This window comes from Modestobacter sp. SYSU DS0875 (genome assembly GCF_054050915.1).
On sequence record NZ_JBJHAH010000009.1, the window covers coordinates 131719 to 145659 of the forward strand.

Below are 13941 nucleotides of genomic sequence, written 5' to 3' on the forward strand. Positions count from 1 at the left end.
CTCAGGACGCGGCGGTGACGGTGACCTCGGCCAGCTCGGCGGCGAACCCCTCGCCGGCGGGCACCAGCGAGGTGATCCAGACCAGCACGTAGCGGGTGGTGGCCGGCGCCTCGAGGGTGACCTGGTCGTCGCCGGTCAGCTGGGTGGCGGCGACGACGTCGAAGGCGTCCAGGTCGCCGTCCGGCGTGCCACCGGTGCGCACCTCCACCTCGGCGCCGGGGGTGCCGGTGAGCAGCTGCACCCCGGCGACGGGCTGCTCGCTGCCCAGGTCGTAGACGATGCCCACGCCGGGCTTCAGGTTGCCGAACTCCGCGGACCCCCGGTAGGTGAGCGTGGACCACGCGGTGGCCGGGTCGCCGTCGGTGGTCAGCGGGACGTCGTCGTCGTTCTCCGGCTCGCCGTCGCCGAACGGGTCGAAGACGGCGGCTCCGGTGACCGGCAGGGCGGCGCCGAGTTCGGGCGCCGGCTCCTCCGCCGTGCCCGGGTCGGCGTCGTCGGCCGGCGCGCCGGGCGCGGGCGCCGTCGGCGACCCGCTCTCGACGTTGCTGGCGACGGAGAGGACGTTCGAGCCGAACCACCACCCGATCGCCACGACCAGTGCCAGCGCGAGGAGCGGCAACCCGACCAGGGCCAGCCGGCGTCGGGCGGCGGGCCCCTCGTCGTCGGCGTCGTCCTCGGGCAGGGAGTCGGGCCAGTCGAGCTCCTCCTCGGCGTCCGCCTCTGCCCGGGTGGGGGACGCGCCCACCGGGCGGGCCAGCGGGGCACCCGGCACCGGCGGCAGGCCGGCGGCAGGGCGGCGGACGGGGGCGTGCTCGTCGGCCCCGCCCCGACCCTCGGCCTCGGCCAGGTCGCGGCGGTCGCGCAGCCGGCGCATCCACCCGCTGTCGCTGATCGGGTCGGGGCGCGCGGCCTCCTGCGGACCGGTGCTCGTCCGGCCGCGCTCGGTCAGCAGCGCGGCCATCGCCGCCGCGCTGGACAGCCCGGTGCCCGGGTCGGTGGAGCGGGCCCGCCGCACCAGCGCGGCGAGGTCGGGGGCGGCGATCGGCGGGGGCCGGTCCCCGTGGAGGTCGGCGCGGGAGCCGGTCAGGCAGAGCTCGAGCAGCGCGCCGAGAGCGGCGATGTCCCCGCGCACCGAGCCGGTGGCCGCCGGCACCGAGACGAGCCCCACGAGGCCGCCGGGGCGGAGCACGACGTGCTCGGCGGTGATCCCGCCGACCGCCAGGCCGGCCCGGTGCGCCTCGGCCACGCCCTCGGCGAGGCGGCGGACGACCGCACGGGCCTCCCGCTCGGGCAGCGGGCCGTCGGCGGCCAGCCGGTCGGCCAGCCGGACGCCGTCGATCCACTCGTTGACCACGTAGGCGGCGCCGCCCGGCTCGGTGCCCCCGGTGCCCTCGGCGGCGTCGTAGACCATCGCCAGCGCCGGGGTGGCCAGCCCGCCGGCGGTCAGCGCCCGGGTGATCCACTCCCGGGCGGCCGGTCCGCCGGGGCTGTGCACGCGCAGCGCGACGTCGCGGTTGAGCACCCGGTCACGGGCACGCCAGGAGCGGATGAGGCCGGTGGGCGTCTGCTCGTCGGGGGCGACCTGGTCCAGCGGGCGGTAGCGGTCGGGCAGACCGGTGATCGTCGACGTCACGGACGGTGCCGACCCCCTGGACCACTCCCCCGCCGGGAACGGCGTCCCCGGTCAGGCACCCGGCCGGCCGGACTGCCGTGGCGTGCCGAGCCGGGCCCGGACACCGGCCCACGCCTCCCGGAGCTCGGGAACGCCGACCACCACGGCACCCGCGACGACCGCGATGCCGATGACCACGGTACCGAGCGCGACGGTGGCGAGCGAGCCCGGCACCGACGTCCCCAGGCCCCGACCGGCGAGGGAGACGACCGCCCAGCCCAGGGCCCCGCCGACGACGGAGACCAGCGTCATCCGGGCCACCGTGACCCCCGCGTCGCGGCCGGCCCGGACGCCGAGCTTGCGCTGCAGGGCCACGCTGCCGGCGACCCAGCCGGCCAGGTAGGTGGCGCTGGTGGCCACCATCAGGCCGGCCACCACGTTCTCCGGCTCGACCAGCACCGGCACCAGCACCAGCAGGGGGACGCGGACGGCGACCATGGCCAGCTGGATGAAGGTGGGCGTCCGGGCGTCCTTCATCGCGTAGAAGACCCGCAGCTGCAGCAGGGTCACCGCCATGGGCAGCAGGCCGAACGCGCCGAAGGCGAGGGCGACGCCGATGGCCCGCGCCTCGTCGGTGCCGGTGTTGCCGTAGCTGAACACCACCGTGGCCACCGCCGGGCCCAGCACCACCAGCAGCGCGGTCACCGGCAGCAGGCCGGTCGCCGACAGGCGGGTGCCCAGGGTCAGGTCGGCCACCACGCCGTCCAGGTCGTGCCGGGCGGCCGCCCGGCTCATCCGCGGCAGCAGCGCGGTGAGCAGAGCGACGCCGATGATCCCGTAGGGCATCTGGAACAGCAGGCTGGCGATGGCGAACGCCGCCGAGCCCAGGCCGTCCTCGCTGCGGCCGGCCGCGTTGGCCACCCGCATCGCCACGATGACGCCGATCTGGCTGATCGCCGCGTAGGCGACCACCCACAGACCCAGCGAGCCCACCTCGCCCAGCCCGGTGCCGCGCAGCCCCCACTGCGGGCGCAGCGGCACGCCGACCTTGCGCAGCAGCGGCAGCAGCACGACCGCCTGGACGGCGATGCCGGCCGTCGTGCCGATGCCCAGCAACCACACCTGCAGGTCGGTGATGGTGGCCGGGGTCAGCTCGCCGGGCCCGCTGGCGGCGATGAACAGGACGCCGGTGAGGATGACGACCACGTTGTTCAGCACCGGAGCCCAGGCCGGTGGCCCGAAGACGTTGCGGGAGTTCAGCACCGCGGTGGCCAGCGCCCCCAGGCCGTAGAAGACGATCTCCAGCAGCAGCAGGCGGGCCAGCCAGTTGGCCAGCTCGACCTGCTCGGCGTTGCCGGTGATGCCGGACAGCCGGGTGAGCAGCGGGGCGGCGAGGACCGCCACGACCGTCATCCCCAGCAGCCCGACGGTCGCCATGGTGATCAGCCGCTGGGCGTACCGGGTGCCGCCGTCGCGGTCGCGCTCCTGGGCCTGCACCAGCAGCGGCACGATGACCGAGGTCAGGACTCCGCCGAGCAGCAGCTCGTAGACGAGGTTGGGCAGCGTGTTGGCGGTGTTGTAGGCGTCGTTGACCAGGCCGACGCCGAGTGCCGCGGCGATGACCACGGTGCGCAGCAGCCCGGTGAGCCGGCTGACGAGGGTGGCCACGGCCATGGTGCCCGCGGCGCGCAGGATGCTGCTGCTGCCGCCGGGGGCGCCCTCACGGCCCTCGCTCTCCTCGTCGGTCTCGTCGAGGGGGCGCATCGCCGGGAAGGCCGGGATGAGCTGGGTGTCGTCGGGCCCGGGCACGAAGCGGCGGCCACGGGGCGGCGGCACCGGGGGCAGCGCGGTGCGCCGCAGCGGCACGACCTCGGTCACCTGCTCCTGGGCGTGGTCCGTGGCCTGCTCCGGCGCAGGTTCCGGGCGCCGTCGCGGCGGTGCCGGCGGCACCGGCGGCAGCTGACCGGCCGGCGTCGGGCGGGGACCCGGGGGCGGCGGCAGCCGCCGCTCGGGCACCGGCGGGAGCGGCGGGCGGGCGCCGTCGGCCATGCCGTCGGCCGCCCCGGCGGTCGACGGCGGTGCTGGCGCGTTCCGGTAGGGCGGCGGCGGCAGCGGGGGGCGCGGGGCATCCGGCGGCTGGTGCTGCTGCGGGGCGTCGGCGGGGTTCCGGCCGGTCACACCGGGCTCCGGGCCGGCGCCGGGGCGGTCGGGTCGCCCGCGTCGGGCGCCTCGTCGGCCGGCCCCTGGCGACGGGCGAGCAGGAAGCGCACCAGGCGGCGCAGGAAGAGCAGCGCCAGCAGCGCGGCGGCCCCGCCGGTGATCGCCAGGGTCACCGGCCCGTAGGCGGTGCTCTTGACCTGCAGCTGGACCGCCTCGCCCAGCGGGGCCCCGCTGGGGGTGGTCAGCTGGGCGGTCACCTGGAACCCACCGGACTGCTGCACCTCCGCCGGCACCTCCAGGGTGGTGCGGGACAACGGCTGGAGCACCTGCACCCCGATGTCCTCGGTGGTGAGGCCGACGTTGCCCCGGGCGCGCAGCTCCAGCCGGACGGCGACGGCGAAGGGGAGGTCGTTCTGCACGGTGAGCACCAGCGGCGCGCTGCTGGAGGCGAGGCTGTAGGTGCCCTCGGCGGGCGAGACCAGGGTGACCTCGTCCTGCAGCCGGAGGAGGGTCTCGCGCACCCGGGAGGCGTTCCGGACGAAGGCCTCGGGATCGCCGCGCCAGGCCGCGGAGCCGGCGCGGGCGATCGCGGCGTCGTAGCCGGCCAGCGCGGTGGCCGGTTCCCCGGAGACGGCGGCGGCGACGTCGTCGCGGACGCCGACGGCACGCGCGAGCTCGGTGACCCCGGCCGGGGGCAGCGCCTCGCCGTCCGTCCGGGCGACGGGGTCGCCGACGTCGGCCGACGGGCCGGCCGCCGGCCATGCCACCGGACCCGCCGCCAGCCAGGGCAGCGTCGCCGTGTCGGTCATCATCGCCGCGACAGTCTCCGGGTCGGGGTCGACCCGGCGGGGCGGCACGACCAGGACGCTCTGGTCGCCGGCGCCGCGCAACTGGGTGGCCAGGGCGCCGAGCTCGGCGAGGAAGCGCTGCTGGGCCAGCCGGCCGCCGTCCGGGTCCGGGTCGGTCGCCGGCCCGGCGACCAGGTCGGCCAGCCGGCCGTCGGCGACCAGCACGGGCAGGGGGTCCTCGGTCGTGCTCACGGTCGCGGCGGCGGTGGCGGCCCGGCCGACGGCTCCGGTCGCCCGGTCACCCTCGGTCAGTGCCCCCTCGGCGAGCACGACGGTGCCGGCCCCGCCCTGCCGGAGGACCTCCAGGGTGGCCGCGTCGGCGGCGCCGTCGACCGGCCAGGCGAGGTCGGTGCGCGGTGCCACCTCGAGCACCTCGCGGATGATGTCGGCCCCGGCCCCGGTGTCCCCGGCTGCTGCCCCGGCGCCGGTGTCCCCGGCTGCTGCCTCGTCGGCGGTGCTGTCGGCGGGTGCGCCGGTGGGCGCGGCTGCTGCGCCGTCGGTGAGGTCCCCGGCCCCGTCGTCCAGCGGCTGCCGTGCGGTGCCTGCCGGGGTACCCGGCAGGGTGCGCAGCACCGCGGCCGGTCGGCCGGCCGCGACCAGCGCCTGGGCGTCGACGTCGGCGTAGGGGAGGGCGGCCACCGGGTGGTCGTCGGCCAGCCGGCGCAGCCGCGCCAGCAGGTCCGCGGCGGCGGTGCTCCCGGTGCCGGCGCGCGGTTCGGCGTCCGGTGGGTCGACGGTGTACTCGCCGGCGGCCATGGTCGCCAGCTCCTCCAGCAGCGCCGGGTCGACGGCGAGGGTGACCGGCACCGCCGGCGCGCTGTCGCCGGGCGCCGCGGCCGGCACCCGCGTGAGCTGCTCCAGGGTGGCGAGCGCCCGGTCCAGGCGGCCGCCGGGTGCGACCTGGCCGGCGAGGTCGTCATCGATGAAGGCGCCGCTGGTGCCCCGGTGCGGGCGGTCGGTCAGCGGCCAGAGCCAGGCGACGGTCGTGCGGGTGGTCCGCTCCGGTGGCTGGGCGACCAGCCAGGTGGAGAGGTCCCCGACCCGCTCGGTGAAGCCGTCCGCGCGGGTGCCGTTGACGTTCACCAGCACCCGGTAGACGCCGTCGGCGTCCAGTCGCAGCTCCTCGGCGGGGGTGACGAAGGAGAAGGGCTGGGTCTCCCCCGGTTCCAGCTCCCCGTCCAGCTGCTGGAACCGGGCCACGACGTTGGTGACGTCGTCCGGGTCGTCGGCCGCGTCGGCCAGCTCGGCCCGGCTGGTGAGCACCTCGCCGCGCTGCAGCCGCACGGCCAGGTCCGACCAGGTCTCGTCGCTGGTGTTCTCCAGCGTCCCGCTCACCTCGACGGACGCGCCCGGCACGACCGTCCGCGGCTCGATCCGGTCGACGTCGACCACGACCGGCCGGTCGGTGGCCGGCTCCGCGGCCGGGGCGGCGGCCGCGGGGGGCGCGAGCAGGCCGCCCACCACCGCCAGCAGCCCGGTGAGGACGCCGGCGCGCCGGAGGGGGCGGCAGGAGCGGTGGCCGTCGGCGCGGCCGGCGGCCCGCCGGTTCACGCGCTGTCGGCCAGCAGGCCCGGGGCCCGCTCGACGAGGGCCCGCTCGTCGGCGTAGGCCAGCCGGCTCCGCAGCTCGGTCAGGGGCACCCAGGCGACCTCGGTGACCTCCACGTCGGCATCGGACAGCGCACCGCCGACGGCCCGCAGCAGGAAGTGGTGCACGGTCTTGTGCACGCGCCGCCCCTCGGCGACGAACCAGAAGTCGATGATGCCCAGCGGGGCGACCACCTCGCCGAGGATGCCGGTCTCCTCGGCGACCTCGCGGACGGCGGTGTCGGCCGGCGTCTCACCCTGCTCGATGTGCCCCTTGGGCAGGGACCACAGCAGGCGACCGCGGCGGTCGGTGCGGCCGATCAGGGCCGCGCGCGGGCCGGTGACGTCGTCGGCGACCACCAGACCCCCCGCCGAGGTCTCGTCGACCCGGCGCAGCCGGCGGCCGGGGCGCTGTCGCCCGCCCGTCCCAGCCATGTCAGGAGGGTAGCGCGCGCGGGAGTCCCCGCCCGGTCGGCACTACCCTCGACCGTCGTGTCCGCGCAGCCCCCGCCCCGTCGTCCGAGCGAGCCCGTGCCCCCGGCGGTCCAGGAGACCGTGCGGGCGCTGGTCGACGTCACCCCGGTGCTGGCCGAGCTGGGTCGCCGGTTCACCGCCGCCGGCTTCTCCGTGCACCTCGTGGGCGGGTCGGTGCGCGACGCGCTGCTCGCCGCCGGATCGGGTGCACCGGTCCCACCCGGCGACCTGGACGTCACCACCGACGCCCGTCCGGAGCAGACCCTCGAGGTGATCCGGGGCTGGGCCGGTTCCACGTGGAACGCCGGGATCGCCTTCGGCACGGTGGGCGCGGAGATCCGCGGCCAGCGGGTGGAGATCACCACCTTCCGGGCGGACCGGTACGACCGGGAGTCCCGCAACCCCGAGGTCGCCTGGGGGACGTCGCTGGTCGACGACCTCGCCCGGCGGGACTTCACGGTGAACGCGATGGCCGTCTCGCTCGGCCCCGACCGCACGGTCACCGACCCCTTCGGCGGGCTGGGCGACCTGCTGGCCCGGCGGCTGCGCACCCCGGGCGCGGCGGCCGACTCCTTCGCCGACGACCCGCTGCGGATGCTGCGCGCGGTGCGGTTCGTCGCCCAGCTCGGGCTGACCCCCGACGACGAGGTCGTCCGGGCGATGACCGACATGCACCGGGAGCTGGGCCGGATCACCGCCGAGCGGGTGCAGCACGAGCTGTCGCGCACCCTCCTCAACGACTCCCCGGCAGCGGCGCTGGACCTCTTCGTCTCCACCGGCCTGGCCGACGTCGTGCTGCCCGAGCTCTCCGCGCTGCGCATGGAGATCGACGAGCACCACCAGCACAAGGACGTCTACGCGCACTCGCTGACCGTGCTGGACCAGGCGATCGCGCTGGAGAAGGCGGACCCGGCGGTGCCGGGCGCGGACCTGGTGCTGCGGCTCGCCGCGCTGCTGCACGACGTCGGCAAGCCGGCGACCCGCCGGCACGAGCCCGGCGGCCGGGTCTCCTTCCACCACCACGAGGTGGTCGGCGCCAAGCTGGTGCGCAAGCGGCTCACCGCGCTCAAGTACCCGAAGGACGTCGTCGAGGCGGTCTCCCGGCTGACGTTCCTGCACCTGCGCTTCCACGGCTACGGCCGCGGGGAGTGGACCGACTCCGCCGTCCGCCGCTACGTCACCGACGCCGGTGACCTGCTCCCCCGGCTGCACAAGCTGGTGCGGTCCGACTGCACCACGCGCAACCGGCGGCGTGCCGCGGCCCTGTCGGCGACCTACGACTCGCTCGAGGCGCGGATCGCGGAGCTGGCCGAGCAGGAGAACCTCTCGCGGATCCGTCCCGACCTCGACGGCAACCGGATCATGGCGCTGCTGGGCATCGAGCCCGGCCCGGAGGTCGGCCAGGCCTGGCGGTTCCTCAAGGAGCTCCGGCTGGAGCGCGGGCCGCTGGACCCCGCCGAGGCGGAGGCCGAGCTGCTCAGCTGGTGGCGTTCCCGCTCGTAGCCGGCTGCGGGTCCCGGCCGAGCTCGGGCCCTCGGCGGGCGCCGGGCAGCGGCTGCTGCGGGTGGAGGGTGTCCGACACCCGGCGCTGGCGGACGGCGCACCAGCGGGCGAACGCCCCCGCGGTGAGCAGGTAGCCGGACCCGACCCCGGCCAGGGCCGCCCAGCTCATCCCGGACGCGGGCAGCAGGAACGCGCCGGCCATCAGGGAGAGCACGAAGGTGACGTTGAACAGGGTGTCGTAGACGGCGAACACCCGGCCGCGGAAGTCGTCGTCGATCGACTCCTGCAGGGTGGTGTCCACGCAGATCTTCACCGCCTGGGCGACGAACCCGAGGGTGAACACCGCCGCCACCGTCGCCGCGGGTGCGAACAGCCCGCCGAGCACCAGCTGACCGGTGCCACCGACGGCCAGCATCAGGGTGATCCAGCGCGCCTTGCCCATCCGCTGCACCGCCACCGGTGTGACCACCGCGGCGAGCAGCGTGCCCACCGCGCCGAACGCCAGCACCTGCCCCAGCCCGGCGAGCCCGCCGGGGAACAGCCGGCTGCCGTCGGTGAAGGTGTTGCGGTACAGCAGCAGGACCACCAGCGTCAGCAGCCCGTAGAACAACCGGTGCACGGCCATCACGGTCAGCACCGCGGTCGCCGGCGGGTGGGCGAGCACGTGCCGGGCGCCGCTGACCATCCCGTGCAGCACGTCCCGCGCTCCGGCGCGGTCCTGCACGGTGTCGTGGTCGGGGCCCAGGTGCCCGCGGGTGAAGCCGGCGACCACCGCAGACGCGGCCAGGTAGGGCAGGGCGGCGCCGGCGGCGAGCAGCGCGTAGCCGCCGTTCGCGGAGCCGGCCAGGGCGCTCGCCACGATCGCGGACCCGCCGCCGAGCACCGCGGCGACCGCACCCGAGGTGGTCGAGAGCGCATTGGCCGACACCAGCGTGGGCTCGTCGGCGGTGTGCGGCAGCCCCGCGGACAGCGCCGACAGCACGAACCGGTTCACCGAGATGACCAGCAGGCCCGCGGTGTAGAACGCGGGCCCGGCCACCCCGGCGAGGATCAGCCCGGCGACGACGGCCACCAGCCCGGCCCGCAGGACGTTCGCCAGCAGCAGCACCTGCCGCCGGCTCCAGCGGTCCAGCCAGACGCCGGCGAAGGGGCCGACCAGCGAGTACGGCAGCAGCAGGACGGCGAACCCGGCCGCGACGTCGACCGGGTCGGCCGCGCGCGAGGGGTTGAACAGCACGGTGCCGGCCAGTGCGGCCTGGAACACCCCGTCGCCGAACTGGCCGGACAGCCGGGTCAGCAGCAGTCGGCGGAAGTCGGGGCGGCGGAGCAGGGAACGCACGGTCCCCGCTCCCTGTCGCACGTACCCCACGGTACGTCGCCCGGCGCAACGACAGCCCACCCCTCACGTCCGTCGCTGATGCACACTGGGAGGCGATGAACCCGGTGCCCGCCTCTCCTGATCCCGAGCGCCGTCCCGCCGCCTCCCCGGCCGCCGGACGCCGCCGGGGAGCTGCCGTGCCGGCCCTCTCGGTCGGGTGCCTCGACGACGTCCGACCGGGGTCGCTGCTGGTGGCCATGCCGGCGCTGACCGACCCCACGTTCGCCGGCGCGGTCGTCTACGTGCTCGACCACTCCGACACGGGCACGCTCGGCGTCGTCCTCGGCCGGCCCAGCGAGGTGCGGATCGACGACGTGCTGCCCGGGTGGTCGGAGGTGGCGGTGGAGCCGGGGGTCTTCCACATCGGCGGGCCCTGTGAGACCGACACCGCGCTGTGCCTGGGCAGCTGGGCCGGTGACGCGCCACCCGCGGAGGGCAGCGGGCTGCGTCCGGTGGCCGGTGCGGTGCACCTGGTCGACCTGGACGCCGACCCCGCCCCGCTGGCCGGGCAGCTGGACGGTGTGCGGGTGTTCGCCGGGTACGCCGGCTGGTCGTCCGGGCAGCTGGCCACCGAGCTGGCCGAGGGCGCCTGGGCGTGCGTCGCCGGGAGCCCGGCCGACGTGCTCACCGCGGCGGCGGGGCCGGAGCTGTGGCGGGCGGTGCTGCGCCGGCAGACCGGCCGGTTGGCGGTGCTCTCGACGGCACCGGCCGATCCGTCGGCCAACTGACCGATCCGCCCGCGTGTCGCCTCCCGGCCCGGGCCGGGTTCTGGTACGAAGGGACCTGCGGGAGGGGGCGGCCTGGGGAAGAGGCCGCCCCCTCCCGTTCTGTCTGCTAGACGCCCAGCTCGGCGGCGATCTCCGGGTGCTCCTCGGCGTCGAGGGTCTCCTCGTCCGAGGGCAGCGAGATGTCCCGCGGGCCGTGGTCGGACAGCGTGATGGTCACGTCGAACTCCTGGTCGGTGATCCGGCCGACGTACTGGACCAGCAGCTCGCTGTCGGCGGCCACTGCGACCGTCGTCCCCTGGCCGTTGTCGAAGCGGGAGGCCAGCTCCCCGTCGATGAGCTCGCTGCCCTGCCAGGTGTAGCCGGAGAACGACCGCGGGTCCTGCTCCTGCTCGCTGGCCAGCCGCAGCAGCATCGTCACCAGGACGTCGACCAGCGAGGCGTTGCCGTCGGTGGTCCCCGCGCTCAGGGGCCGGCGCACGTAGGAGGCCTCGGGCAGGTCAGCAGCGCTGAGCGCCCCGTCGAGCCCGGGGACGTCGCCGAACCAGAGCGCCTCGTCGGTGAAGAACAGGGTGCGCGCGTCGTCCGGGCGGCCGTCGTCGAAGGCGGTGATCGCCTGGGCCCGCCCGGCGGGCTGGCTGAAGTCGACCTCGCCGGTGAGCGTCAGCACCGCACCCTCGGCGTAGGGCGCGGTGACCACGAAGTCCGCGCCGCCCTCCTCGACGTTGCGGGCCAGCAGCTCGGCCAGCACCGCCGACTCCGCGTCGCTCACCGGGTCGCCGGGCGGCCGGGGGGTGTCGGAGTCCGACGAGCACCCGGCGAGCAAGGCCAGCACGAGACCGACGACGAACGCCCGCAGCAGCACCAGCGGACGGCGGGGGGAGGGCATGGCCGTCAGCGTAGGAGGAACGGCCGAGGGACCCGGGCACACAGCCCGGGCCCCTCGTGATGCCGTGGTCCTCCGTCAGTCGCCGCGGATGAAGGCCTCGACGGCGTCGCGGGCCTCGCTGTCGCTGTACTGCACCGGCGGGCTCTTCATGAAGTAGGACGACGCGGACAGGATCGGACCACCGATGCCGCGGTCCTTGGCGATCTTCGCCGCGCGGACGGCGTCGATGATGATCCCGGCGGAGTTCGGGGAGTCCCAGACCTCGAGCTTGTACTCCAGGTTCAGCGGGACGTCGCCGAACGCGCGGCCCTCGAGCCGTACGTAGGCCCACTTGCGGTCCGACAGCCACGGCACGTGGTCCGAGGGGCCGATGTGCACGTTGTCCTTGCCCATGTCCCGGTCGACCTGGCTGGTGACGGCCTGGGTCTTGGAGATCTTCTTGGACTCCAGGCGCTCGCGCTCGAGCATGTTCTTGAAGTCCATGTTGCCGCCGACGTTGAGCTGCATCGTGCGGTCCAGCTGCACGCCGCGGTCCTCGAACAGCTTGGCCAGCACCCGGTGGGTGATGGTGGCGCCGACCTGGCTCTTGATGTCGTCGCCGACGATCGGCACCCCGGCGGCGGTGAACTTGTCCGCCCACTCCTTCGTGCCGGCGATGAACACCGGCAGCGCGTTGACGAACGCGACGCCGGCGTCGATCGCGGCCTGGGCGTAGAACTCCGCGGCCTCCTGCGAACCGACCGGCAGGTAGCAGACCAGCACGTCGGCGCCGGACTCGCGCAGGGCGGCCACGACGTCGACCGGGGACTCGTCGGACTCCTCGATGGTCTCGCGGTAGTACTTGCCGAGGCCGTCGAGGGTGGTGCCCCGCTGCACGGTGACGCCCAGCGGCGGGACGTCGCAGATCTTGATCGTGTTGTTCTCGCTGGCGAAGACGGCCTCGGACAGGTCGCGACCGACCTTCTTGGCGTCGACGTCGAACGCCGCGACGAACTCGACGTCGGAGACGTGGTAGTCGCCGAACCGGACGTGCATCAGACCGGGGACCGAGGCGGTCTCGTCCGCGTCCTTGTAGTACTCGACGCCCTGGACGAGCGAGGCGGCGCAGTTGCCGACGCCGACGATGGCGACCTTGACCGAGGCCATGGACTGTCTCCCTCCGACGGACCCGATCCGGGCCCGGACGATGTGTGCTGACGAGGTGTGCGGGTGGTGCTGCTCAGGTGGTGGTGACGTCGGGCGGTGGGGTGGGCGTCTGCGCCGGTGGGGTCCGGGTGGGTGATTGCCCAGCCCGGGCGTTGTCGTCCCGCTCGCTGTCGATGAGCTCGGTGAGCCAGCGGACCTCACGGTCGACGGAGTCCAGCCCGTGGCGCTGCAGCTCGAGGGTGTAGCGGTCCAGCCGCTGCTGGGTGCGGCGCAGCGACTCCATGAGCCGGTCGCGCTGCCGCTCGACCGTGCGTCGGCGGCCCTCCAGGATCCGCAGCCGCACGTCGGCGGCGGTGTGCCGGAAGAAGGCGAGGTGGACGCCGAACCGGCCCTCGTCGTCGTAGGACTCCGGGCCCGCGGAGCTGAGCAGCTCGGCGAACCGCTCCTTGCCCTCGGCGGTGATCGAGTAGACGACCTTGCCGCGCCGGCCGGTCAGGGCCGGGGCGTCGGCGGGCAGCAGCGCCCGCGGGGTCGGCTCGTCGCTGGCGATGAGGCCGGCCGCGGCCATCCGCTTGAGCGCGGGGTAGAGCGAGCCGTAGGAGATGCTCCGCCGGCCGCCGAGCACCGCGGCGAGCTCCTTGCGCAGCTCGTAGCCGTGCATGGGGGACTGGTGGAGCAGCCCGAGGATGGCGAGTTCGAGCACGTCGCCTCCTCGTCGTCGCCGGTCGTTCACCGGATCGATGTATCGACACGATACATCGGGGTGCGCTGTCGCCCGCAACTCGAGAGCGGCTGGCGGAACGGCCCGGGGGGCCTCGACGATGCGTACATTGGCGCCGTGCCCGGACGACGGTCGGTGGTGGACTACGCGCTGCAGCGCCGTGCGGTCCTCGCCGCGGTCGCGGCCGGGCGGACCGGGCTGTTCGAGGTCTGCGACGCGAGCCCGTACCTGTCCCGGGCGGCGAAGTACCACGGGGAGGCGACCGAGGCGCCCTGCCCGATCTGCCGCCGGGCTCACCTGGCCCAGGTGAGCTACGTCTACGGCGAGGGGCTCGGCCCGGTCTCCGGACAGGCCAAGACCGGGCGAGAGCTGGCCCGGATGGACGCCGCCCAGGACGAGTTCTCCGTGTACACCGTCGAGGTCTGCCGCGGCTGCGGCTGGAACCACCTGGTGACCTCGTACGTGCTCGGTGCCGAGCCGGTTCCCGGCCGGGCACCCCGGCGCACCCGGCGCCGGGCCGCGACCGAGTAGTCACTCCCGCCCGCCCTGCCCGTCCGGCCCCACCTGTGGTGCGAGCCACCACCCGTGCACAGCTGGACGCGTCATCCTGGGGCGGGCCGGCACACCTGCCGCCGTCCACACACTCGAGGAAGGGGCCCGCGCGTGCCTCCCCACGACGAGACCGCCCGCGTCTCATCGGGTCCGGTCCGCCGTCCGCCGGCCGCCCGTGCCACCGCCGCCAGCGGCGGCAGCCGCAACCGCAGCACCCCCGCCCGCGGCGCCACCGGCGCTCCCCGTGGGGGGGGGGGGGGGGGGGGGGGGGGGGGGGGGGGGGGGGGGGGGGGGGGGGGGGGGGGGGGGGGGGGGGGGGGGGGGGGGGGGGGGGGGGCGGGGCGGGG

The 13941-nt window shown here is 75.8% G+C and carries 11 protein-coding genes; 3 read left to right on the plus strand and 8 right to left on the minus strand.

What is annotated here, in order from left to right:
* Position 1 precedes the first annotated feature (1 nt).
* The 4 genes from ACI79Y_RS07715 to ACI79Y_RS07730 are packed head-to-tail and all read right to left on the minus strand — an operon-like array spanning position 2 to position 6641.
* Complete coding sequence (locus ACI79Y_RS07715) at positions 2-1633, minus strand: hypothetical protein (protein ID WP_457157909.1); 1632 nt, start codon at positions 1631-1633, stop codon at positions 2-4.
* A 51-nt stretch (positions 1634-1684) separates the two neighbouring features.
* Complete coding sequence (gene murJ / locus ACI79Y_RS07720) at positions 1685-3790, minus strand: murein biosynthesis integral membrane protein MurJ (RefSeq protein WP_457157910.1); 2106 nt, start codon at positions 3788-3790, stop codon at positions 1685-1687.
* A complete protein-coding gene (locus tag ACI79Y_RS07725; RefSeq protein WP_457157911.1) occupies positions 3787-6171 on the minus strand; it encodes a DUF6049 family protein in 2385 nt (794 codons plus the stop codon). Before ACI79Y_RS07725 ends, murJ begins: the two co-directional genes overlap by 4 nt.
* On the minus strand, positions 6168-6641 hold the full coding sequence (locus tag ACI79Y_RS07730) for an NUDIX hydrolase (protein ID WP_457157912.1): 474 nt from the start codon (positions 6639-6641) through the stop codon (positions 6168-6170). Before ACI79Y_RS07730 ends, ACI79Y_RS07725 begins: the two co-directional genes overlap by 4 nt.
* Before the next feature lie 57 nt (positions 6642-6698).
* Between ACI79Y_RS07730 and ACI79Y_RS07735 the strand changes: the two genes are divergently transcribed.
* A complete protein-coding gene (locus ACI79Y_RS07735) occupies positions 6699-8183 on the plus strand; it encodes a CCA tRNA nucleotidyltransferase (RefSeq protein WP_457157913.1) in 1485 nt (494 codons plus the stop codon).
* Here the strand turns inward: ACI79Y_RS07735 and ACI79Y_RS07740 are convergent.
* Entirely contained in the window at positions 8158-9522 is a 1365-nt protein-coding gene (locus tag ACI79Y_RS07740) for an MFS transporter (protein WP_457157914.1), read from the minus strand. The genes ACI79Y_RS07735 and ACI79Y_RS07740 overlap by 26 nt on opposite strands.
* A gap of 176 nt (positions 9523-9698) precedes the next feature.
* Here ACI79Y_RS07740 and ACI79Y_RS07745 point away from each other — a divergent pair, with 176 nt between their 5' ends.
* Entirely contained in the window at positions 9699-10289 is a 591-nt protein-coding gene (locus ACI79Y_RS07745; protein WP_457157915.1) for a YqgE/AlgH family protein, read from the plus strand.
* A 106-nt stretch (positions 10290-10395) separates the two neighbouring features.
* On the opposite strand, the gene ACI79Y_RS07750 is transcribed toward ACI79Y_RS07745, so the two are convergent.
* The 3 genes from ACI79Y_RS07750 to ACI79Y_RS07760 all read right to left on the minus strand — a co-directional run bounded on the left by ACI79Y_RS07750 (position 10396) and on the right by ACI79Y_RS07760 (position 13024).
* The gene (locus tag ACI79Y_RS07750; protein ID WP_457157916.1) at positions 10396-11175 is read right to left on the minus strand and encodes a hypothetical protein; all 780 of its coding nucleotides are present in this window, start codon (positions 11173-11175) and stop codon (positions 10396-10398) included.
* A gap of 75 nt (positions 11176-11250) precedes the next feature.
* Positions 11251-12321, minus strand: coding sequence for an inositol-3-phosphate synthase (locus tag ACI79Y_RS07755; RefSeq protein ID WP_457157917.1), 1071 nt, complete (start codon positions 12319-12321; stop codon positions 11251-11253).
* A gap of 73 nt (positions 12322-12394) precedes the next feature.
* Complete coding sequence (locus ACI79Y_RS07760) at positions 12395-13024, minus strand: PadR family transcriptional regulator (RefSeq protein WP_457157918.1); 630 nt, start codon at positions 13022-13024, stop codon at positions 12395-12397.
* 135 nt (positions 13025-13159) lie between these two features.
* Here ACI79Y_RS07760 and ACI79Y_RS07765 point away from each other — a divergent pair, with 135 nt between their 5' ends.
* Positions 13160-13573, plus strand: a complete 414-nt coding sequence (locus ACI79Y_RS07765) for a DUF5318 family protein (RefSeq protein WP_457157919.1) — start codon at positions 13160-13162, stop codon at positions 13571-13573.
* Positions 13574-13941 lie beyond the last annotated feature (368 nt).